This window comes from Heminiphilus faecis (genome assembly GCF_008728965.1).
GTDB lineage: Bacteria > Bacteroidota > Bacteroidia > Bacteroidales > Muribaculaceae > Muribaculum > Muribaculum faecis.
The window spans coordinates 17,119-40,804 of record NZ_VSMC01000001.1; the positions used below are offsets into that span (position 1 = coordinate 17,119).

13 protein-coding genes and 1 pseudogene are annotated in these 23,686 nt (G+C 50.0%); 2 read left to right on the forward strand and 12 right to left on the reverse strand.

Annotated features, from left to right (window positions below):
- Positions 1-59: 59 nt before the first annotated feature.
- From gadC to FW767_RS00100, 3 genes are all read right to left on the reverse strand, one after another.
- Positions 60-1,604: a putative glutamine/gamma-aminobutyrate antiporter GadC gene (gene gadC / locus FW767_RS00090; protein WP_121698355.1), complete on the reverse strand. Its 1,545-nt coding sequence runs from the start codon at positions 1,602-1,604 to the stop codon at positions 60-62.
- 25 nt (positions 1,605-1,629) lie between these two features.
- Complete coding sequence (gene glsA, locus FW767_RS00095; RefSeq protein ID WP_121698356.1) at positions 1,630-2,595, reverse strand: glutaminase A; 966 nt, start codon at positions 2,593-2,595, stop codon at positions 1,630-1,632.
- 75 nt (positions 2,596-2,670) lie between these two features.
- The gene (locus FW767_RS00100) at positions 2,671-4,095 is read right to left on the reverse strand and encodes a glutamate decarboxylase (RefSeq protein WP_121698357.1); all 1,425 of its coding nucleotides are present in this window, start codon (positions 4,093-4,095) and stop codon (positions 2,671-2,673) included.
- A gap of 164 nt (positions 4,096-4,259) precedes the next feature.
- Here FW767_RS00100 and crcB point away from each other — a divergent pair, with 164 nt between their 5' ends.
- Positions 4,260-4,622 (forward strand): fluoride efflux transporter CrcB, encoded by a 363-nt coding sequence (gene crcB, locus FW767_RS00105; RefSeq protein ID WP_121698358.1) that lies wholly within the window; start codon positions 4,260-4,262, stop codon positions 4,620-4,622.
- Here the strand turns inward: crcB and ribF are convergent.
- The 3 genes from ribF to FW767_RS00120 form a co-directional block, all read right to left on the reverse strand.
- Positions 4,619-5,536 (reverse strand): riboflavin biosynthesis protein RibF, encoded by a 918-nt coding sequence (ribF, locus tag FW767_RS00110; protein ID WP_121698359.1) that lies wholly within the window; start codon positions 5,534-5,536, stop codon positions 4,619-4,621. The genes crcB and ribF overlap by 4 nt on opposite strands.
- 47 nt (positions 5,537-5,583) lie before the next feature.
- Positions 5,584-8,664, reverse strand: a complete 3,081-nt coding sequence (locus FW767_RS00115) for a glycoside hydrolase family 2 TIM barrel-domain containing protein (protein WP_121698360.1) — start codon at positions 8,662-8,664, stop codon at positions 5,584-5,586.
- An 88-nt stretch (positions 8,665-8,752) separates the two neighbouring features.
- Positions 8,753-11,113, reverse strand: a complete 2,361-nt coding sequence (locus FW767_RS00120) for a beta-galactosidase (RefSeq protein ID WP_121698361.1) — start codon at positions 11,111-11,113, stop codon at positions 8,753-8,755.
- 224 nt (positions 11,114-11,337) lie between these two features.
- Between FW767_RS00120 and FW767_RS00125 the strand changes: the two are divergent.
- A pseudogene (locus tag FW767_RS00125) lies at positions 11,338-12,303 on the forward strand (glycoside hydrolase family 43 protein); the annotation flags it as partial.
- A 209-nt stretch (positions 12,304-12,512) separates the two neighbouring features.
- Here the strand turns inward: FW767_RS00125 and FW767_RS00130 are convergent.
- The 6 genes from FW767_RS00130 to FW767_RS00155 form a co-directional block, all read right to left on the reverse strand.
- Positions 12,513-13,988, reverse strand: a complete 1,476-nt coding sequence (locus tag FW767_RS00130; protein ID WP_121698363.1) for a cellulase family glycosylhydrolase — start codon at positions 13,986-13,988, stop codon at positions 12,513-12,515.
- 5 nt (positions 13,989-13,993) lie between these two features.
- Complete coding sequence (locus tag FW767_RS00135; RefSeq protein ID WP_121698364.1) at positions 13,994-15,493, reverse strand: glycan-binding surface protein; 1,500 nt, start codon at positions 15,491-15,493, stop codon at positions 13,994-13,996.
- Between the two features lie 11 nt (positions 15,494-15,504).
- Entirely contained in the window at positions 15,505-17,163 is a 1,659-nt protein-coding gene (locus FW767_RS00140) for a RagB/SusD family nutrient uptake outer membrane protein (RefSeq protein WP_121698365.1), read from the reverse strand.
- Between the two features lie 31 nt (positions 17,164-17,194).
- Positions 17,195-20,368: a SusC/RagA family TonB-linked outer membrane protein gene (locus tag FW767_RS00145; RefSeq protein WP_121698366.1), complete on the reverse strand. Its 3,174-nt coding sequence runs from the start codon at positions 20,366-20,368 to the stop codon at positions 17,195-17,197.
- A gap of 167 nt (positions 20,369-20,535) precedes the next feature.
- Entirely contained in the window at positions 20,536-21,996 is a 1,461-nt protein-coding gene (locus tag FW767_RS00150; RefSeq protein WP_235897897.1) for a sialate O-acetylesterase, read from the reverse strand.
- Between the two features lie 67 nt (positions 21,997-22,063).
- Positions 22,064-23,677, reverse strand: coding sequence for an alpha-L-fucosidase (locus FW767_RS00155; protein WP_121698368.1), 1,614 nt, complete (start codon positions 23,675-23,677; stop codon positions 22,064-22,066).
- Positions 23,678-23,686: the final 9 nt, after the last annotated feature.

Below are 23,686 nucleotides of genomic sequence, written 5' to 3' on the forward strand. Positions count from 1 at the left end.
ACTGGTATAAAAAACAGGCTGTGCAAAACACAGCCTGTTTTTTATGTTTGGATAAACGTTCACTTTGCCGGAGCATCGGCAGTTGTCACATCGTTCTTTTCTTCAAAAGCCTTGGCAGCGGCAGCAAGCTTAGCCTGCGACTCGGAATCGGTCTGCCAATGAAATGGTACGAAATCGCTCTTCGGATCAACCCATGACGGCTTGCGGAAATGAAGTATTATAAAGGGAGCAACCACAAATATAAATACTCCTCCGAACAATACGGCATACCATACTGTCGTCGAACCCATCGGTATCTGGTCGGGCGGGAAGAAGCTTAACACAAATGCCAGCAAAGAACCTAAAAATCCCACACCGCCTACAATCCACATAAGACCGTTGCCTTTACTGCCTATACGGAATGGACGCTTGGTAGTTTTCATTCTGTAACGCAGATAGATTGCTGCGGCAAACATGAGCAGGTATGCGATAAGGTAGAGCAGTACCGTCAATTGCGACAAAATCTGATAGAAACTCTCTACCGAAGGCATGACCACAAACAGAAGGGCAAGAAACGTCACGGCACCTCCCTGTACATAAAGTATATTCTTTTGTACACCCGACTTATTGGTCTTCTGAAAGAAAGGAGGCAGATACCCGGCCTGTCCCACGGCAAAAATACCCTTGGACGGACCTGCCACCCATGTCAGCACACCTGCAAGCACTCCAAAAGCCAATGCTATGGCTATTACCGGAGTCAGCCAATTAAGATGCATGAATTGGAAATAGTTGTCGAATCCTACAAGAAGACTCTGTACAAGATTTATATCTTTGGCCGGAATAATAACTCCGAGAGCATATGTGCCAAGAACAAATATGAGTACGGTGATTATAGCTCCTACAAATACTGCCTTAGGATAATTCACGGTAGGATTGGCGACATCCCTCACATGTATGCCCGACATCTCCATGCCGGCGTAAAACAGAAAAATAGAAGCGGCCAACACCACATTGTCAAAATTTGAAAAATCAGGAAAAAAGTCGCCATGAAAATCCATCTGCGGCGTACCACCCATACATAAATATATTATAGCCAAAATAACAAGTATGCATGCTGGTATTACCGTGCCTACAATACCGCCTATCTTGGATACTTTACCGACCCAGCCAAGTCCTTTCATGGATATAAGCGTCGCTATCCAATAAATAGCAAGAACCACAACAATAGTATAGATTTTATTGGAGGCAAGATGAGAATCAGCCACATGATCCATACCTATGAATGCAAGCGACACGGCACCGAAAGTCAACACCGTAGGAAACCATATGGTACTCTCGACCCACTGAAGCCATATACCCAGAAACCCGAGTTTCTGACCGAATGCCTCCCCTATCCATCGAAACATACCTCCCTGCTGGTAGGGAAACATCGCAGCAAGCTCAGCCGCCACAAGCGATACCGGAATAAGGAATACCAACGCCGCAAAAAGATAGTAAAACGCAGAGCTGACACCATATTCAGCCTCTGCCGGAAGTCCGCGGAGCGACACCACGGCCACGACATTCATTATCACCAGCGTGAATACACCCAGTTTCACCGCCGATTTAACATTTGTATTAGCCATAATTAATATAGTTGAGGTGAGTGAATTAATATTTTACGCTTACTCGATTGCCGTTGAATATGCCAAGTCCGAGTTTATTTACAAAAGACTTCATGACAGCCTGAGCCTTGACTGAATTGCCGGCTTCATCAAGAGGCGGGGCAAAAGCCGATATGCCCATCACTCCCGGCAATACTCCGATCACACCGCCGCCTACCCCACTCTTGGCGGGAATACCTGATGTATACAGCCAGTCGCCTGTATGTTCATAAAATCCTACGGTAGCTATAAGAGAAGTGATCTTCGGTGTTATAGCCTCGTCAAACACCGCCTTGCCTGATACAGGGTTGACCCCGTTGTTGGCTATGGTCGCAGCCATGACGGCAAGCTGGGCCGACGTTATACCGAGCGAACACTGGCGTGTATAAAGGTCTAAGCTCATATTCACATCATCGTAAATGCGATTGTAGTTCTTAAGCAGCCATGCGATAGCTCTGTTGTTGAAATTGGTCGCACTCTCGCTTTCATATAGTTGTTCTATCAATACGGGAGCTGAGCCGCACAACTCGGTTATGTTATCCACAATGGCTTTCCATTTACCGGCAGAGTCGCCTGCGGGCAAAACCATAGAACAAGCCGATATGGCGCCGGCATTGACCAAAGGAGTGGAAGGATGGTCATTTTCCAATAATATGGCAAATATAGAATTAAATGGCAATCCCGTAGCATCGGCTCCGATTTTATTCAACAACACCTCGGGTCCTTGCTGTCGCATGACCAATATAGCGGTAGGCACTTTTGATACGGACTCTATACCGAACCGATATGACGTATCCCCTATGTTTATACACTTACCGTTAAGCAGAGTTATACTAATACCGAACAGGCCGGGATCAATATTTGCCAGATAAGGTATATAATGCGCATTGACGCCTCCCGATAAAGATTTTGTTTCATCAAAAGCTTCCTGAGCGGCTTGCTCTATCTGGTCTATAGTTATAGTCTTCTCCATCTTTCTAAATAAAAAGCGGTGATTACGGCGAATAAAGCCATAATCACCGATGATTCATAATCTATAATATCAGACCTATCGTCCTGTGTGGTTAAATGACTTTGTCTGCAACGGTACGTTCTTCTCCATAGCTATACGGGTAGTAGTCGGGTACTCCAACGCATTGAGTTCGCCGAGAGCGAAATTGATATCTGCCAACAACTGGTCGGCCATATCACGGCTGAATCCCTGTTTACATACCACTCGCATGACCACTATATCTTCGATATCGGCCGGCATTGTATAAGCCGGAACCATCCAGCCCTTCTGTGCGAGTTTGTCCTGAAGATCATACAGAGTCCACTTTGCTGTCTTTTGATACTCAGGCTTCATCAGCCAAGCAAACAACGGGTTGGGCACATCTTTGGAATAAGGTACAAACGCGTCTATTTTGGCAATTTCGTCATGAAGATACTGACATATGGCCAATGAATTGAACTGCACCTCCTTGTAGCCTTGGAATCCCAGACGTATAAACTGGTAATACTGACCGAGTATCTGTGCGGCCGGACGCGAGAAGTTAAGCCCTACTTGGCGTATCTCGGCACCAAGATAATTGACACTGAACGACATCACATCAGGAAGATACTTCTTGTCTTTCCACACGACCCAGCCAAGGCCCGGATATACAAGACCGAACTTATGACCTGAAGTACTTATCGAAAGCACCCATTTCAGACGGAAATCCCACTTTTTGTCAGGATCGAGGAACGGCAATATAAAACCACCGGTAGCAGCATCGACATGAATAGGTATGTCATACCCAGTCTTTGCGTTAAATTCGTCGAGAGCCGCATCAAGGGCTTCAACATCATCGTTAAGGCCTGTCCATGTGACACCTTGTATGGGCACAACACATATTGTGTTTTCATCACACATCTTAATGACCGCTTCCGGATCAAGAGTGGTTTTTTCAAGAGACAATGGCACTGTACGCATCTCAATCTGCCATAACTGGGCAAATTTTTCCCAAACGATCTGATAGCCCGTAGAAATTATAAAATTAGGCTTGTCATAAGGTTTACCGGCTGCTTTACGGCGCTCACGCCAACGTATCCACGCGGCTATACCGCCCAGCATACATGCCTCTGACGAACCGATAGCTACGGCTCCGGTCTTCCATGTGTCGGTCTCCGGAGTATTCCATAGGTTAGCCACAATATTTATACACTTGCCATTCATATATGCTATACGTGGATATTCCGTCTCATCGATATAGTTTACATTAATGGCCTCATTCATCAATTTTGTGCCGTACTCATCCATATAGGTAGTCACAAATGTCGCAAGATTAAGACGTGGCTGAGTCTGTGCAAAAGTCTCGTCTTTCACCATCTGATAAGCGATCTCAGGCTTTGTAGGCCCGTCAGGAATAGTCTGTACTGGAGACGGCTGAAGCATTACATTTGAGCCGAATGTATCGGTTTTTGCATCACCATTTCGGAAATTTTTGTCTAACATAAAAATGATTGTTAAGTTTGTAATTCAATAAGTTTTTAATAAATAATGGTCAGTAAGGCGTAATGTCTTTCATGCCGTCATTCATATTATGAACATACTGGATAATAATTAGTTTGATTGATTATATTAAATTTATCATAATCACAGAAAAATAACATTGAATAATGATAAAGGAGATGCTTATAGCCGGATGCGGCGGCTTTGTCGGCACATGTTGCCGCTATCTTGTAGGGAAATGGTGCGCACGATGGTGGCAGGGCGACTTCCCTGTCGGCACGTTCTTAGTAAATATCACAGGATGTTTTCTCATAGGATTGTTTTTGGGCCTTGTAGAACGACTGCATCTTATGCACACACTTCTTCTTACAACAGGCTTCTGCGGAGGTTTCACAACGTTTTCGCTTTTCGCGGCCGAAATTTACAGTCTCTGGGGCAAGCAGGAGTGGACAACGGCGCTCCTGTATACTCTGGCGAGCGTCATCATAGGAGTGATACTTGTGTGGTGCGGCCGCGCACTAATGCGCTAACCTACAGCAGCCACAGTACGCCGGGCATCGGCGGCGAGCTGCCCTTTAAGGGCTTCAAGCGACGTAAAAGCCTGTTCATGACGAAGAAAGGCTACGAACTCCACGGCGACGAGGGAGCCGTAAATATCACCGTCAAAACCTATTATATGCACTTCGATTGACCGCGGCGCGTCATCGCCATCCACGGTAGGACGATGACCTATGTTCAGCATACCGGGCCACACACTGCCGTCGGCAAGAGCTACACGAACGGCATAAACCCCATTGGCAGGGACAAGAATGCCGTGACACAGAGGCTCAATATTTGCAGTAGGAAAACCGAGTTTCCTGCCGAGTTCCTTGCCATGCACCACCGAACCCTCTATCACATACGGACGTCCGAGAAGGCAGGCCGCCTCTTCAACGCGACCATCGCCGAGCAGACTCCGTATAGCCGAAGAGCTCACCTTGGACACGGAGCCGCACTTGAATTCATCGGCGGCAAAGACCTTTATGCCGCATTTTTTTCCAAGCTCGCCATATGCCTCGATAGAATCGGGACGGTCATGGCCGAAACGGTTATTAAATCCGATCACCATAGCCTCTACACCATAATCGCGGGCAAGCATAGCCATAAATTTTCCAGCCGGCATCATGCGCAAATCTTCGTCGAAATCAAGCAATATGACATCGACACCTTCGGCCTCGATAAGCCGGAGTTTCTCGTCAAGAGTAGACAGCATAGCCATATTGCTGCCGGAAGTAAGAGTACGCGGATGACTGCGAAATGTCACCGCCGCAGGCTTCAGCCCAAGCCGGCGTCCGTGAGCCGACAGAGTCTCGAACAGACTCCTGTGTCCGTCGTGCACTCCATCAAACATACCCACGGCCGCAATACGGCCGTGGGTATTATCAGGTCTGTCAATCAACGCCATTATGCGTAATTGCTATTATATGTTTTTACAATAGAGCCGGCGGTCTGTCAATGACCGGCCTTAACTCCGTAATTGTTTTTTACAGGGGTTATCGTATAGTCAAACGTATAGTCGCCATAGGGCAGCATATACTCCGGACGGGGACGAGCTCCCCAACTGTTTTCGCAGGCGAGTCCTATCTGGCTAAGGTCAACACATACATTGGTCACGTCATCGGCGTCAAGTTCCCCCCAGTGGGTATTGGTCTTGTCCTTGCCGCCGTCAAGAGTCGATATGCAGTAGTGCAACGCCGATGCGGAGAACGGCTTGGCCGCGGTAAATTTAACTCCCGTACCCGAAGCATCAAGCACTGTCCAGTAACGAAGGTCGGTACGAGTACCGGTCTCCTGCGGACGTATGTATGGATAAGGCTGCTCCGACACGGTCTGGCGATATATGCCAAGATCGGAAGCCTGCTGACGGTCAGCGTAGTTCTCGCCCGGACCACGTCCGTAATACTCAACAGTCTCAAACGAAGCGGGCATAGGCACTTGCATACCGAAGCGGAAGAGCCCCGACACCTTGGCGTTCTTGTCGGCGGTCATCTTCTCCACGATATTTACTTCACCGTTACCGTCTATAGTATACGTCACAGTCATTTTCGCTTTTACCGAAGGCATGTCATAGGAAGCCGAGAACAGGGCCTTGCCGCCGACTTCTTCCTGAGTAAAGCCGACAAGCTTCATCTCGGGGTTCAGCCATGCGCGGTACTCTTTCTGAAGATTTGCGCCGTAATCGTTGTCAGTAGGTGCGCGCCAGAAGTTGGGGGTAATCTCTGCACCATCCTTAAGGAGCTGCGTACCGTCAAACACGTACTCGGAAATAAAGCCGGAGGCTTTATTGAAGGCAATCATGAAATGAGGGCCTTTGACGGTATCGGTGGAAATCACGACCGCCGGAGCCTCTGCCTTTGCCGTATGATGACGAGACGGGGCATTGATAAGCGTAAGCTGCTGACGTGCCACGACAGAACCGGCAGGAAGAAGACCGTCGCGCGACTTGTTCACATAAGCCACATTGAGCAGCCACTCGCCGCAATTGCATATCTTGCCGTAATCAAGGTCAACGGATGCGCTCTGCCGGGGAGCCACATCAATGTCGGCAACCTCACCGCGACGCTCTACAACGCCGTTGTGAAGAAGCTCCCACTGAAGGGCCACATTGCTCAAGTCAGTAAAGAAGTTTTCGTTATACACTTTAACACGACCGGGCTTGTCAAGAGAGGTCCATATGTTCTGATATACGCGCTGTACCTCGTAAGCATGTGGATTGGGAACACGGTCGGGCGATATAAGTCCGTTGTCGCAGAAATTGCCGTCGGAAGCATCGGTAGGATTAAAGTCACCGCCGTAAGCATATATGACACGACCGTTCTTGCCACGCCACCTTATCGACTGGTCGACGAAGTCCCAGATAAAGCCGCCCTGATACTTGGGATACTTCCTGACAAGATCCCAATATTCCTTAAAACCGCCTTCGGAGTTACCCATGGCATGGGCATACTCACACTGTATCAGCGGCTTGACAAAGGAAGCATCGGTAGAATAGCTCTCACAACCGCCATAACCGTAATACATCGGGCAGAAAATATCGGTCTTACCGGTCTTTCCCGCCTGCTCATACTGTACGGGGCGAGTAGGGTCGGAAGCTTTTACAAGCTCATAAGCCTCCTCGAAGTTAGGTCCGTAGCCGGCTTCGTTACCGAGCGACCACACTATTATGGACGGATGATTGTAATTAGCCTTTACATTTCGGTCATTGCGTTCAAGATGAGCCTTGCGGTATGCCGGATTTTTGGCCAGTGTCCTGTCGCCGTAGCCCATACCGTGTGACTCTATATTGGCCTCAGCCACGACATATATACCATAACGGTCACAGAGGTCATACCAACGCGGATCGTTAGGATAGTGCGACGTACGCACGGCGTTTATATTAAGAGCCTTCATCATGGCTATATCCTGAAGCATACGTTCGGTCGACACCACATAACCGGCATCTGGGTCGAGTTCATGACGGTCGGCACCCTTTATAAGTACCGGCTGACCGTTGACAAGAAGCTGCGAGTTCTTTATCTCAATCTTGCGGAAGCCGACATTGACGGGTATTATCTCAACAGGTTGTCCTTTCTTCGAGAAAGTAGCCACAAGCGTGTACAGATCGGGAGTCTCGGAGGTCCATTTAAGCGGATTCTCAACATCGAGAGTTACATTTACCTTACCCTTTACTCCGGGCTTTTCATAGGCGGCCACCACTTTTCCGTCGGGAGCCATCAGCTTCAGGTCAAGATTGCCCGAACCTTTGACATCAACGCTAACCGTGAGCACTCCGTCGCGATAATCCGATGTGAGGTCGCCGTTGGCCCGTATATCCTCGATGCGATTGCGGTTGCGCGCATAAAGGTAGTTTTCGCGGGCAAGTCCGGAGAAGCGGAAGAAGTCCTGATCCTCCAGATAAGTACCGTCGCTCCAACGAAACATCTGCAGCGCGATAAGATTCTTTTCGCCGGGTTTCACATACGGGGTAAGGTTAAATTCCTGTGCGAGTTTGCTGTCCTCGCCGTAACCTACAAACTTGCCGTTAACCCACACCTCTATGTTGGAAGTGGCCGAGCCGAAATGCGCTATTATGTCTTTACCCTTCCAGTCGGCGGGAATCTCGATTTCGCGGCGATATGTGCCCACATGATTGTCTTTTAACGGCACTTCGGGAGGATTGTTGGCAAAATGTCCGCGCCAAGCATAGCCGACATTGACATATATCGGATCGCCGAACCCGTTGAGTTCCCACATGCCGGGCACCTCGATGACCGACCATGAAGAGTCATCGAAAGCGGGCTTGTAAAAATCTGTGGGCCGCATGTCGGCGTCTTTTACCCAATTGAACTTCCAAGTGCCCTCAAGTGAGCGGTAATTATCGCTCGACACCTTACCTTGTCCGAGCTTGTCAGCTGACTCATATGCAAAATAGGACGTGTGCATCGGCAAGCGATTCACTTCATTTACTTCAGGATCGAGCCAATAAGGAGTTTTGGCCCCTACCGATATGGTGCTCATGGCAACAACACAGGCAAACGACAGTAATTTTATCATGACATTGAATTGGTTGATTATACAAAGATACTAATAAGTCAATAGCAAAAACAAATTTTATATGATGTTAATTTCATATCATAGTGCGCTACAGTCTGAAAGGAGATGCGCTCACGTAGATACGGTAATTTCTGATAGCTCCGGGAACTTCGGCCTCCATACGCGGCAGATAACGGAAGCCCGACAGTATGCGGTCGGAACCGAGGTCTATGACCACAGCATGCGGAAACGGCACACCGGGCTCCGTAGACCAGTAAGTCGACTCCTGAAGGTCAAATGTCTTGTCGGCCGACCGATTGACTCTGGCCACATCCTCGCTGTCGGCATACACAACAGTCCACGGCTCACGCGACAAGCGCTCGCCCTTGTCATCAAGCAGATACATCTCGGCTATAGCGGCCACATCCTTGCCGTCGACAGCGTCGAGAGCCTCAACACACACATAACGGCCTTTGGCCGGGGAGTCAAACCTCACCTCCTGCCATCCGTTGCCGGGCTTGAACGAACCGGCCACTACGGGCTTTTCACCCGACAGGTCGAGTTTTTGCCCCTCGGTGCGGTGAGTAAGCGGCTTTTGCACGAGAAGCTGGTCGAGCTTAGGCTCCTTCAAGCCTTCGCTCCGGGCCTCGCGCGGGCCGAGTATGTCAAAAACGAGTATCTCGTTCTCACCTTTATTAAGCCAGCAACCGGGCATGTATAGAGTCTGCTGCGGTCCTATTTCCCATATACGGCCCATCGGATGTCCATTAACATACACAAGTCCCTTGCCCCAAGTCTCGAAATTCAGGAATGTGTCAGAGGGCTTCCTGACATTAAACGTGGCCCGGTAGACACCCATAGGCAGCCTGTCGCCCGACTTCTCCACACCGGCTAAAGGACGGAAACTCATGGCAGCATACGTATCGTATGCATCCTCGATATTGAACACCTGCCAGTTTTTCAGGTCGCACACCCATTTGTGCCCGTCTTTGTCAGCGGTTAGTGTCACTCTATCGGTTATGCCTTTGAAGTCCTTGATGGCACGGCCGAAGTTTATGCGGCCCATGGCTTCCACAAGTATATCGAGGCGCGCACCCCTGCTACATGCAGGCAAAGTAAGCTCTTTATCGCCATTGCGCCGGTCGAGTCTGCCTATATAGCGACCGTCGACAAACACCTGCGCGAAGTCATGAGCATCACTTACCGTCAGCAGCGCGGGCTCGTCGAGAGCAGGCAATACTGTACGGTAGAGTATACTGCCGAAGCCCTGATCATACTCCTCCATAGTCTTTATGTCGACATCGCTCTTCGGCGCCGGCAGATTGTCCCACAGCGGAGCCACTTCGGTGAAGGCAAATGCGGGAACGGACACCGGCTTTATCAGTGCGGGCACCTTGGCCTGCTTCGCGCCATCCATATATTTGGCGAGCGTAGCCCGGAGAGCCATGTATTTCGGCGTGGTCTGTCCCGACTCGCTTATAGGGGCGTCGTAGTCATAGGAAGTGACATCGGGGGCGAATCCCGGAGAGTTGGCACCGGCCCAGTGGCCCCAGTTGGTACCGCCGTGAGTCATATAAAGGCTGAACGAAATGCCCTTGGAGAGCATCTCGTCGATACCGGCTATCATATCTTCGGCCTGACGCGTCTCATGGTTGGCTCCCCACTTGTCAAACCATCCGCTCCAGAACTCAGAGCACATCAGGGGACTGTCGGGGCGCACCTCTTTCAACCGGGCAAACTGCTGGTCGATATTTGCGCCTGTACCGAAATTCATAGTCCATATAAGGTCGTCAAGACCGTTATTGAGGAAGTTGGAGGACCAGTCGCACTGAAATAAAGTGACATTGTCGCCGAAATTCTTTCGGAGCATGTCGCGAATCTGCGACACATATTGCTTGTCAATGCCGTAAGAGCCGTATTCGTTCTCGACCTGTACCATTATTATAGGACCGCCGTCGGCTATGGTCAGGTCGGCGACCTGACCGGCCACCGCCTTCTGAAACTTATCGACGCGTTCAAGAAAGTACGGGTCAGACTCACGCAGCCTTATGTCTTTCTTCTTCAACAACCACCACGGCAGGCCACCCATCTCCCATTCGGCACATACATAGGGGCCGGGACGGAGTATGACTTTCATGTCATTGGCCTGACAGAGATTAACAAACTCACGCAGGTCATTCTGCCCCGTGAAGTCAAAACTGTCGGGCTTCGGTTCGTGGGAGTTCCAGAACACATACAGACACACCGTGTTCATGCCGAGGGCCTTGCACAGCTTTATGCGCTGATCCCAATAAGGTTTGGGAATGCGCGGATAGTGCAGTTCGGCGGCTTTCACCACAAATGGCTTGCCGTTAAGCAGAAATGTGCCGTTGCCAGCCTCGAAACGCGTACCGACGGCATTGACAGCGTTGCCCCATGCCATTGTCAGCAGGGTCAGTACCACGGCAATCCTGAAAAGACTCTTTCTCATCGCTTGGTTTTAGATTTTAGTCAGATATGATTGTTAATACTACGTACACACTCGGGTATGCACTCATCGCACTTTCACAAAAATAGGCAATTTTCTTATATTCCGAGGGTATAAACCGATATTTTGGTCATAATTTACCTCATAATTGACATAATTATACGTGATTATAGTATATTTGCCTGTATTATCTTTGCAAAAAAATCACATTATCATATTGAGCAGTCATGAAAACAAGAATTTTATCGGCATTGGCCATTATGCTTCCCTCATTGGCGGGATTGGCGCAGAACACCGACAGCGACTTCAGCGCCTACCTATTCACCTATTTCACCGGCAACCGCATGGAGCAGGAACAGATATGCTTCGCGGTAAGCACCGACGGGTACAACTACCGGACCCTCAACGACGGCAAGCCCGTGATAGACTCACGCGACATATCGTCGACGGGCGGCGTGCGCGACCCGCACATACTCCGATGCGAAGACGGCAAGACATTTTACATGGTGGTGACCGACATGGTATCGGCCAACGGATGGGACTCAAACCGCGCCATGGTACTGATGAAGTCGTATGACCTTATAACTTGGGAAAGTTCGGTAATCAACATTCAGAAGAAGTACGCCGGCCAGAACGACCTAAAGCGCGTGTGGGCACCGCAGACCATATATGACCGTGCGGCGGGAAAATACATGGTATACTGGTCGATGAAGCATGGCGACGGTCCCGATATAATCTACTACGCCTACGCCAACCCAGACTTTACCGACATAGAAGGTGAACCACGGCCGCTGTTTCTGCCGAAAAACGGCAAATCATGCATAGACGGCGATATAGTGTACCATGACAACATGTACCACCTGTTCTACAAGACCGAAGGTCACGGCAACGGCATAAAAGTGGCAACGTCACCGTCACTGACCTCAGGAAAATGGGAGGAGCAGGATGACTACAAGCAGCAGACATCTGACGCGGTCGAGGGCGCAGGCACCTTCAGGCTCATCGGCACCGACAAGTATATATTAATGTATGACGTATATATGAAAGGACGCTACCAATTCACCGAAACCGACGACCTGCGCAATTTCAAGGTCATCGACTCGGAAGTGTCGATGGACTTCCATCCGCGCCACGGTACGGTCATTCCTATCACCGACACCGAGTTGCGCCGACTCACCACCAAGTGGCCATCCTCCCCACAACCCTAAAACACACGGCATCCGGCTAATACCTATACCACGGGAGGATGCAAACACATGTAGCGACCCAGTACCACGGCACCCCTACCAACCATTGCCAACCGATGCCGACCTATGGTAGTGAGAGTACAAAGCACCCCCGGCAGTAGCATACTGTCGGGGGTGTTACATAAACCTAAAATTGCAGTAGTATTAGCTGTGTGTTAGTTCAGCCCTTTCAAGAAACCGTCAATGAACAAGGGATAAAGTTCTTCACAGGTGTTACGATCTATGACCTGTCCCCAGAAGAAGACGCTTATGTTGCCTTTGCCTTTGGGATAGCATGTAATGAACTCCGCAAACTTGGCACGCTCCTCTTCCTTGATGCGCTCGTATGCACCGCACTCACCAATTACGACAGGTACTCCATTGGTGTTGGAGAATTCGATAAGCAGGTCGAGTTCACTGCCGAGCAGTTTCTCGAAGTCGCGGGTCCATAGAGGCAATTCCTCTTCAGGAGTATCCTCCGTAAGTGATCCGTCGAGGTTGGAGAATCCTGCGGGAGTATAGTTATGTACCTGCAACATGATATGGCCGGGAATATTATCCTGCGGCAAAACGAAATTGTCAAGACGGGTGGCGCTTCCACCGGCTCCGTAAGTGTTGACGATCAGGTTGCGGTGCAGGTTATTACCTCCTGTGGCACGCACGGTATTGACAAACGTCTGCGCATACATGTTGATGGCCTCATAGCCTCCTTCCATAGGCTCCACCCAAGAGTTCTGCGAGTCAAGCATCTCATTGTAGCCCTCGAAAAGCAGTTTGTGGTCATACTTGTTGAAGCGCTCGGCTATCTGCTTCCACAACTTGATGAAACGCGGCGATATATCATCGAATTTATCCTTGTCGGCCTGAATCCATCCGCCGTCGCCGGTGTCATGATGTACATTCAGTATACAATAGAGTCCGGCATTTAGAGCATAGTTTACCACTTCTTCGACACGGTTCATCCACGGCTCTTTCACGATGTCGTTTTCGTCCATGTGGCCGCCCCAAGAAACAGGCACACGCACAGCCTTAAAACCGGATGCCGCAACGGCGTCAAACCACTCCTGCTTTGCAAGAGGCTGTCCCCAGCATGTCTCCCAAGCCTCGATATCGTCAGGATCAAACCAGTCTCCTACAGCATCAAGAGTGTTCCAGAGGTTGACACCGACGCCCATATTGCGGTTAGCCACATAGGCGGTTTCCCAACCTGACTCGTCGGCGTTGGCGGGTTGCGTCTGGGTTACGGTGACTGTCTTTACTTCGTCGGCGGCACGGAATGTAACCGTACATGAGCGGGTGGGTTCGCTGCCGAGCGGCTTGGCCGTAAGCTTGATGTAGCGGGGAGTATCCTCTTTATCGGGCATACCCATTGTCGGATCGCCGGAGCGGTTTGAGAGCACCAGCCAGTCAGCATTGTCCGATACGGTTATATCCCAATAAGCATTGGTTTCGAGTGTCAGCAAGACATTGCCTCCGTAGGTACCGAAGTCAAGAGCCGTCACTGCCGCGCCGTCGCGGGTCACCGTGAGTTCCACAGGACCGTCGGGCACAAATTTGTCATCGTCGTCGGAGCACGATACGAGTCCGATCGAGGGGAGTAACAGGCTTATGAAAAGCATAAGCCTGTTTATTGATGTAAGTTGATATCTCATATTCGTCAGTCTTTTTTAACGTAGAAACGGAAGTTATCGTAAGCAATGCGCACATCATCGCCGGCATTGTCATATTCAAGGAAAATAGTGAAGTTGTCACCTCCGGCATCGGCGGCACAAAGGTCACCCCAAGTAGTAACATCAGGAGCGAATTCAGTCATCGGCACAGCTACAGACATCCAATCTGCGAGCATCAGCTCACCGGTAGCCCGGTCGGCGATAGCAATACCACCCTTCTCTTTGCCCAATATCTTTAATTTGGTTGTCATCGTTGAAGCGGCAGTATACTGGTCTTGTAAGTAAACCGCATAACGGAATTCAATCTTGCTTAAAGGAGTAGAAGGATCGATACCTTGAGGAGCCTGTTTGGAATTTATTGTAAGATTATGATCCCACCAAGCTGTAAATCCATCGAAATAGACAAAGTTTCCGGACGATTTGGTAATAGGACATGTTGCGGGTAGCGACTCCCATCCCCACTCGGGATTACCACCTTTAAGACCGGTTCCCCATCCGTAAGCCATCTGAGTACCGTTTCCGTCAAAGTCCTCGTATATCCAGTCATAGCGGTAGAACGGCAATGTAGCTTTACCTCCGAGAGTAGAAACCGAAATAATGCCGTTGGCATCCTTTGACGGTAACTCGTCAGGCATAGTGAATACGAGTTCACTCATAGCGTCGTTTTCTACCACACCATCAAGAGCTATTTCTATTTCGCCACCAAGATTTATTGATGTGAGGTTGGTCAGATACTTACCATAGATTACGACTTTCTGACCCGGTACAGGCATATCGGTCGATATGTCGTGAATTTCCGGTTCCATCGGCGACTTGGAAAAACCGCAGTATGCATTACCGGCATAGCACTCAACCATGTAGATACCGTAATCAGGTATTTCGTTGGCGGGCATGGTCAGAGTTATCTCGGTACGATCGGCATTAAGTTTATACTCGGTCACTTCAAACATAGGTACCGTATCAAGGTCGGTCACGTAAATATGCTCGATTTCGTGAAGTAGCGTACCCACAAGTTTCACTTCCTGTCCGGGTACCATTTCAGGTATACCATCAGCATTTGGTGCAAGATCGGCCTTGTAAAGTTCAAGTGATGGCACGCCAGCTACCACATGGAAAGCGTAAGTGGCCGTACCATGTGACGTTTCCACGCGGATTTCAAGGGGAACACTCTCGTCCATACCGCGCACCACAAGGTCGCTCGGTATGGTCACGATAATGTGGGTATCGGTATTGTAGTTGCTGTTGAAGTATACATCCTGATCATTGATGTACACATGGATAGCATTGCTCAGGTTGGCACCCTGTATAAGTATCATCTGCCCTACGGTGGCATCGGTGAACGTCGAGTCGGCAAGCTCCGGATCGGTAGTGCGCACACACTCGATCACAGGCTGACCGCCGCCGTTGTCATCGTCGGAACAAGATGCGAGCGACAGCATCGCGATATTGGCGAGCAGAGCTGCCAGCAATATATAAAGTCTGTTCATGATACGGTGAGTTAATCGTTAAAATTATAATGTTCGGGCTCTGCCTTCAGCAACGGATTTTGAATAACGTCTGCTTCAGGATAAGGCAGGAAGATGCTGTTGGCAGTAACGTTAGCTTTTACAGAAGGCACAATGGCCGGACCTATAGGAGTATCCTCGTAGGTCTTCCAATCCTCTGTAGCCACCAATTTTATCTCCTGATTTTCGCCCATCTCAATCTTGTCCCAAGTGTAACCGCGGTACTGATTGTTGAAATATGCAAGCATCTTCTCGGGCTTCCACTTGTAAATGTCTATCAGATAGTACCAGTTCTGGTACTCAAGAGAGAACTCGACACGGTTCTCACGGATGAGGTCATCAAGAGTCACAGAAGCCACTTCATCAATGCCGGCGCGACGGCGCAAAGCGTTGAAGTACTGGATATCGTCACCCGATATCGACTCCTTATTTCCAAGACAAGCTTCGGTATAAGTAAGATATATGTTAGCAAGACGTACTATGTAAGTGTTCAACGGCGAGTTCATATCCGATACATATCCGTCATTGTCATCATTAGGACCACCGGGAACACCTTTTTTCAATATAGAAGAAGTGCCGTCATAAGTATATCCGCCTTCGGCAATGCAGATATAATCATAATGTACACCGGGAGTGACAAATGTAGCATCGCGGCGTATCACCTCCCACTTGTCCTGTCCGTTGCTTCCCTTATAACGATATTGCATCAGCATGTCGATACCCGGATTGAGTGCACTCCAGCAACCTACTCCGCCTATCATTTTTGAGTCTCCGCAAAGGTCAGAAATCAGAGTATTTTTAACATACCACGGACCGTCGGCCGATGCATACCACTGAAGCTGGAGCAACGACTCTATGTTATTGTTATGACGATACTTGAAGAGGTCATGATAGTCCTCCATCAACTGTGCGCCGCTGTTTTGGATGATATCCATGCACACTTCCTTACACTTGTCAAGGTCAGCCTGATCACGCTCCGGCTTACCCCATCCTGAGCGACTGAGATAAGTCTTGGCCAGCATGGCTTTGGCACTCCAGCTGGTGGCGCGTCCGGGAGCAGATGGTGTCTCCGGAAGCTTTGCTGCCGCATATTCAAGGTCGCGGATTATGAACTCAAACACATCCTCCTCATAGTTGAGGGGACGAACGGGATTGTCCACCACATCCTGATTGTTTTCAAACAAGATGACAGGTCCCCAGATATGTATGGCATAGTAATAGGCGCATGCTCTCATAAGTCGTGCTTCAGCTATGCCGGCTTCTTTGGCTCGTTCGGTCACTTCAGGAAGACACTTGGTGTTTATGTTGTTGATCGAGGCATTGGCCATAGTCACAACAGAGAAGAGTCCCTGCCAAGCATTGGAAAGATCACTATTCAGAGCGTCTACAGTAAAGAGAGCGAACTGTGGTGAATTGTATAGTGAGAAAACATCATTTGCCCGCATGCTGCCAAGCATCCATATGGCACGCGAGTTATAGTCAAACCATGCACGGTTGTAGAGAGGCCCGGTTGATGCGGCGATAGCTGCGTCATTGGCATAGAAGTTATCCTCAACATAGCTGCCGTCGGGCACCTTGTTAAGGAAGTCGTCACCGCATGAAGCCGTGCCGAGCATCACTGCCAGTCCAAGTATATATTTTGAAAGTTTCATGTTATAATTTCAATTGGTGTTACATTAAAGATTATAGGCTTACGTTAAGTCCGAAAGTAAACATACGCTGCGACGGGTAGCGAGCATAGTCCACACCACGCAAAAGCACCTGCTGATTGTAAGCACCGATTTCGGGGTCGTAACCCTTGTACTTGGTGAAAGTATGCAGGTTCTGTATGTTGCAGTATACACGGAGAGACTCTATGCTGAACTTGCGGGTGAACGAAACCGGCAGAGTGTAGCCTACCGACAGGTTCTTGATACGCAGGTAAGAAGCATCCTCGACAAATACACTGCTCGTACGGGCATTCTGGTTGTTGGATCCTTGGTCGATACGATAGGTCGATGCTCCCGGGTTGGAGACATACATGTTGTCAAGAGTACGGTCACCTTCCGGATCTATAAGAGCGAGTTTGGCAAAGTCGCATACTGATTTAAGCGTAGACCAACGGTTGGCGGGGTCACTCTGATCAGCACGCAGATAATTGTAACCGTCATTGCCTATGGAGGCGGTTAGGAATAGGTTGAAGTCAAAGCCCTTCCAGTTGATGGTGTTGTTGAAACCAAACGAGAATTTGGGTTCGGGATTGCCTATGTAGGTACGGTCCTTCTCGTCTATGACACCGTCGTCGTTGAGGTCTGCATAAATATAGTCGCCATACCATATGCCGGTACCCTCGGCAATCTCCTTTTCTTCAGGAATTGCCACAAACTGACGGTTGCCGTTGGCATCAAGAATGAAGTCACCGTTGGCGTCCTTACGATAGAAGTCGCTTTCTTTCTCAAACATGCCTATAACCTGATAGCCATAGAACTGAGCCACGGGATTGCCCACTGTGGTATAAGTAAACACATCGCTGCCTATTATACCCGGTATACCACTGCTCTCGGTATATAGCTTCAGCACTTTGTTGCGGTTGAGAGAGAAAGTCAGCCCCGAAGTCCAAGAGAAATCGCGGTTAGAGATGTTGACAGTGTTGAGAGTAAACTCAAAACCTTTATTACGCATCTCGCCGGTGTTGACCCACGGTGAAGCTATGACACCACTGATATAAGAAGGCAAAGAGGCCTGCATAAGCAGGTTATCGGTATTCTTCAGGTAAGCGTCAAAAATAAATTCGACACGATTATTGAACATGGCAAGGTCAAAACCTACGTTGTAAGAATGAGTCTCCTCCCATTTTAGCTTGCTATTGGCGAAGTTGGCGGGATAAAAACCGGTACCCCAAGCCGTAGCCACTGAAGCCATTGTTGAGCCGTAAGCATAGTTACCTGCATTCTGGTTACCGACAAGACCCCATCCGAGACGCAGCTTGGCATCGGCGAGCCACTGCACATCTTTAAGGAAAGACTCGTTTTTCAAGCGCCATGCGAGAGCCACCGAGGGGAAGTAACCCCAGCGGTTGTCTGAACCGAAAGCCGAAGAGCCGTCGGCACGTATGGTGGCTGTAAGTAGGTAACGGTTGTCGAAATTATAGTTGACACGTCCGAAGTAGGACTCTATGGCAAATGATCCGCTACTGCTACCGTTGGAAGCTGTCTTCAGGTCACCCACGCTGAGAGAAGGCACATTATTGAACAGATAGCCTGTGCGGGCTGCTGAAAGATTTTCCCATTCCGACTCCTGAGACTCGTGACCAGCCATTACGTTGATGCTGTGCTTGCCAAAGTCCTTCATATAGGTCACATACTGCTTGAAGTTGATATAACGGCTATCAGAAGACTGACGTTCACTCCTACTTGTCTGTGTGAACTGTCCGATAGTCATCTCAGGCTGGAAGTAATACCAGTTACCATGATCAAACGTACCGCCATACTCGATACGTGCGGTAAGGCCCGGAAGTATGGTGAAATTGGCATAAGCGTTTATAAGGGCCTGAAGACCTTTATTGTAGTTAGTACGGGTAAGAGCGTCGGCAAGAGGGTTGGTATAGTAAATACCGAGCTGGTTGTCTTCCTGATAGCCCCAAGAGCCGTCGGGATTCTTGGCGGGCACCTCGGGGAGCTGACGGAGAGCGGTCTGGATAACATTGTTGTCATCGATCGTATTGTTACGCTTGGTGCGTGAAAGCGACGACTGCGCTCCTATCTGAAGCCAGCTGGTGACCTTGGAGTCAACATTTATACGTGCGGTGAAGCGCTGGAAATTGGAGCCTACGGCTATACCGTCCTGATCGGTGTAGCTGCCGCTTACAAGGAACTGGGTGGCTTCATTACCGCCGCTGACAGTAACCTGATGGTTCCACATGCCGGCGTTACCGAAAATCTCTTTCTGCCAGTTGGTACCGTCGCCGAGTATGGAAGGATCGGCAAATTCCTCACGTTCGCCCCAGCCGAGAACGTCTACTCGCTCGTTATAAAGAACGGCATATTCGCGTAGGTTCATGGTCTCAAGGCGCTTGGGTATCTGCTGAAGGGCATAATAACCTTCATAAGTGACACGGGTCTTGCCTGCCTGACCGCGTTTGGTGGTTATAAGTACCACACCGTTTGACGCACGGCTACCGTAGATAGCGGTTGCCGAAGCGTCCTTGAGGACCTCCATCGATACGATGTCGGAAGGGTTGATGGTAGAAAGAGCTGATGTCTTGCCGTCAGATGACTTGCCGTCAACAGCCACACCGTCAATGACGTACAGCGGCTCATTGCCGTTAAGAGAGTTGGTACCGCGGATAGCCACCGATATACCGCCACCGGGCGAACCGGAGTTCTGCGTAACCTGCACACCGGCTGCACGACCCTGAAGGGCCTGATCGACCGAGGTCACGACTGTCTTCTTGATTTCATCGGCTCCCACCGAAACCACAGAACCGGTAATGTCGCTGCGTTTCATAGTACCGTAACCTACTACCACCACATCGTCAAGGGTGGTGAAGTCTTCCTGCATCGTCACATCAATGACGGCGCGGTCGATGGTAACTTCCACAGGCTTATAACCGATATAGGTCAACTGCAGCACCTGACCCTTCTCGGCCTGAAGCGCATACTTTCCGTCAATATCGGTAGCCACTCCCTGAGAAGAGCCCTTAATTCTCACACTGACTCCGATAAGCGGTTCATTGTCAACTTGTGACGTAACCGTACCGGAAACAGAAATCTTGGGCGCGGCCGCAGCCTGCATCGATAGTGCAGGCAGTAAAAGGCACAACGCCACAACTGCTTCGCTAATGCGAACAAGAGTTTTTCGCAAAATCAGTTTACTCATTGCTCATACAGATTTGAGGTTAAATTATTGAATTGGTTTTGTTGTCCGGCAAAATTAGAGATTCTGGAGTCCACGGCGCTTAAAATTTGTTATGGTTAAGCGCACACGGACCCAGATTGCACGGTGTAAAAATGTTATAAAAAGAATAACGTATTGTTAATGCATGGTCACTCGTTCCAGTTGTCGGTACGGAAAGGCACGAGGGGAAGCCCCACATGATTATGGATGCCGCCTATGGAGAAGTTCTTGAAACAATAACGCACCGCCTTAATGTCATCGACATCATCGGAAGTCACCTCTATGGCATGACAGTACCACAGTTCCTTGGCCTTGGCGGGGTGAAACACTCGGTCTTCACCGGCCACCTCGAAGCCCTCGAGTTCGGCATTGGGGGTTAGTCCGTTGACAACGTTGTCAAGATGTATGACCGCACGTTTGCCCTGCAGTTCCACCGACTTGTAGCGCGGATAGTCGCATGGCACACCGGTAAGTCCATAGGTCTTGGCGGCAGCCATGAACGCGAGACGCTCGCCTATCTCCTCCTTTTTTGAACCGTGTATGTCGTTAATTTCATGCGGATAGATTAGATCGGTGGTGCTTATGCAGCCTGAAGAGGGTATCATGGCCGCGGCTTTGTGCTGCGACTCACGTAGAAGTGCCGCGATGGATCCGTCAGGATTACCGTAGCTCCATGCGGGTATCTCCACGAAATAGAAGGGAAGTTCGCCCTGATTCCACTCGTCGCGCCATATCTTTACCATATCGGCCAGACGCTGGGGATAGTCAGCATGAGCGCCTACGTTAGCCTCGCCCTGATTCCAGAGAAATCCCTTGACGGTATAGCCTGCTATCGGATGCAACATGGCGTTGTACATTATATTTATACGCTCCCAGAGGTGCAGCACCGAGTCAGGAGTAGCCTTTTCTTTGGCCACGTCGCAGTCGGGATATGTGTCGAGCTTCCATTTTGGCATCCAACCCTCGACACGGCTACCGCCGAGCGAGCAGTTTATCACCCCTACAGGCACTCCGAGAATGTCATTGAGCGAGCGGGCAAAGAAGTAGGCCGTAGCCGAGAAGTCGCCCGCATTTTCGGGCTTGCTCTCCTTCCATTTGCCTGCGGCCGCAGTCTGCGGTTCATACTCGCCCTTACGCTCGACGGTAGCCACACGCACACCGGGATAGCGGCCGGCATAGGCTATGGCGCGTCCTGCGTTTTCAACAGGCTGGCACCAGAAGCCGTTAAGAGGCATCTCCATGTTGGATTGTCCCGAGCAGAACCACACCTCACCTATAAGTATGTTTTCAAGCTTTATATCGGAGCCGTCGCCGCTTATCGACAGAGTATGAGGCGTATATCCGGCATCGGTAGTGGCAACCGCCACATCCCATCGGCCATTCCTGTCGGCTTTTACGGTATATGTTCTGCCGTCCCATCCCGGAATGACCGTGATGACGGCGCCGGGAGAGCTCCAACCCCACAGGCGGGCGTCGCTTTGCTGCTGGAGTACCATGTTATTGCTGATTATATCGGGCAACGCTATCTCCGCATGTGAGATGAGCGCGGTCATGGCCACCGCCATGCCGCCCGCTAAAAATCGTCGGATAATATTGGTTTTGTCAGTCATTGGTTGTTAGTTGTTAGTCATTAGTCGTTAGACATTAGACCAATTGGACTAATTAGTCTTATTGGTCTTATTTTGTTATTTTTAGCACAAGCGATATGTCGTTGGGCTTTTTATTACGGGGAAGGTTAACGGTAAGGCCGTCGGCGGTGCGGCGGTGGCTCACCTTGCCAGCTCCGAGCAGCTCCACTTTCTTTATCTTTTCAGGATAAAGACCGCTGCCGGCGGCGAGCGACTTGATAAGCACCTTGTTGTCATCGGGCCATGCAAGCACATGGGCGTAAAGCACATCTCCCTTCTTGACAAAACGTATGTCGGCCGGTGTATAAGGTGCGTTTTTGCCCTCGTTGAATCCGGCTCCGTCAAGCGGAGCGGAGTTCTCGGTAGACGGCCCCTCGCCATATACTACCCAAGGACGGGTATCGAATATGCCCTCTTTGTTGACATCCATCCATGCGGCTATATCCTCCAGTATCTTCTCTTCCTTGTCGTCGATGCTGCCGTCGCCCTTTATAGGCACACTGAGCAGCATGTTGCCGTTCTTGCTCACGATGTCGACAAGCATGTGAATCACGGTCGATGCCGATTTGTACCAATTGTCGACGTAGCACGATGTGTCGTAATGCCAGTTACCGAGACAGGTACATGTCTGCCATGCCTTGTCCTGACACTCTCCGGGCACACCTTTCTCAACATCCCATACAAGAGCTTTCTTGTGGTCGTCGTTGAGCTTCTTGCCGAACACCACTGCCTCAAGGTGTCCGTCGTGACGCTTCATATTACGGTTATAGAAGTGAGCCACAACATCAAGGCCGGTATTGTCAACAGGCCAGAAAGGAAGCACACTGTCATCAAAGTAAACGAGGTCGGGATTGTAACGGTTAATCATATCGACGGTGCGGTTGAAAAAGTTGTCATAATACCACTGCGGGGGCACAGAAGTACCTTCGGGCCAGTCCCATATGCTCCACGCATGACCGCTGAGTGAGTGGTGCTGCACGTAAAGCTCCTGCGGGTCATAGCCTTCCCACCATTTGCCTTTACCGTCTTCCTTGGTAACTACACGGGCGTCATAGGATATGCCTGCGTAGGGTCCGGTTTTGTCGGCGCCCTGCGCGGTCTCGTACCATGTCCATGCATGTGATGAATGTATGCTTACACCAAACGGCAGTCCGTTGCGGCGCGCCGCTTTCTCCCACTCGGCGAGGATGTCGCGCCGGGGGCCCATGTTGACAGAGTTCCAGCGTTGGTACTTGCTGTCCCACAGGTCCATATTGTCATGATGATTTCCCATGGCGAAGAAATACTGCGCCCCCACCCTCTTGTATAGAGCCACAAGGCGTTCGGGATCCCACTTGTCGGCCTTCCACTCGTTGATAACATCCTTGAAGCCGAACTCCGACGGATGGCCGTACTTCTCAAGATGCACCTTGTAAGCGTGGCCACCCTCCTCATACATGCTCCGGCCGTACCAGTCACCGGCCTCGGGCTGGCACTGCGGCCCCCAGTGGGCCCAGATGCCGAATTTCGCATTGCGGAACCATTCGGGCGTCTCGTACTGTGACAAAGACTCCCAAGTAGGCTCGAACTTACCGGTATCGGCCTTTTCACGTTGTGCATATAGGGCTGCACAGCACATCAGGGCAGATGCAAGCAGAATCGATTTTTTAGCACTCGTTTTCATAATCAGTGT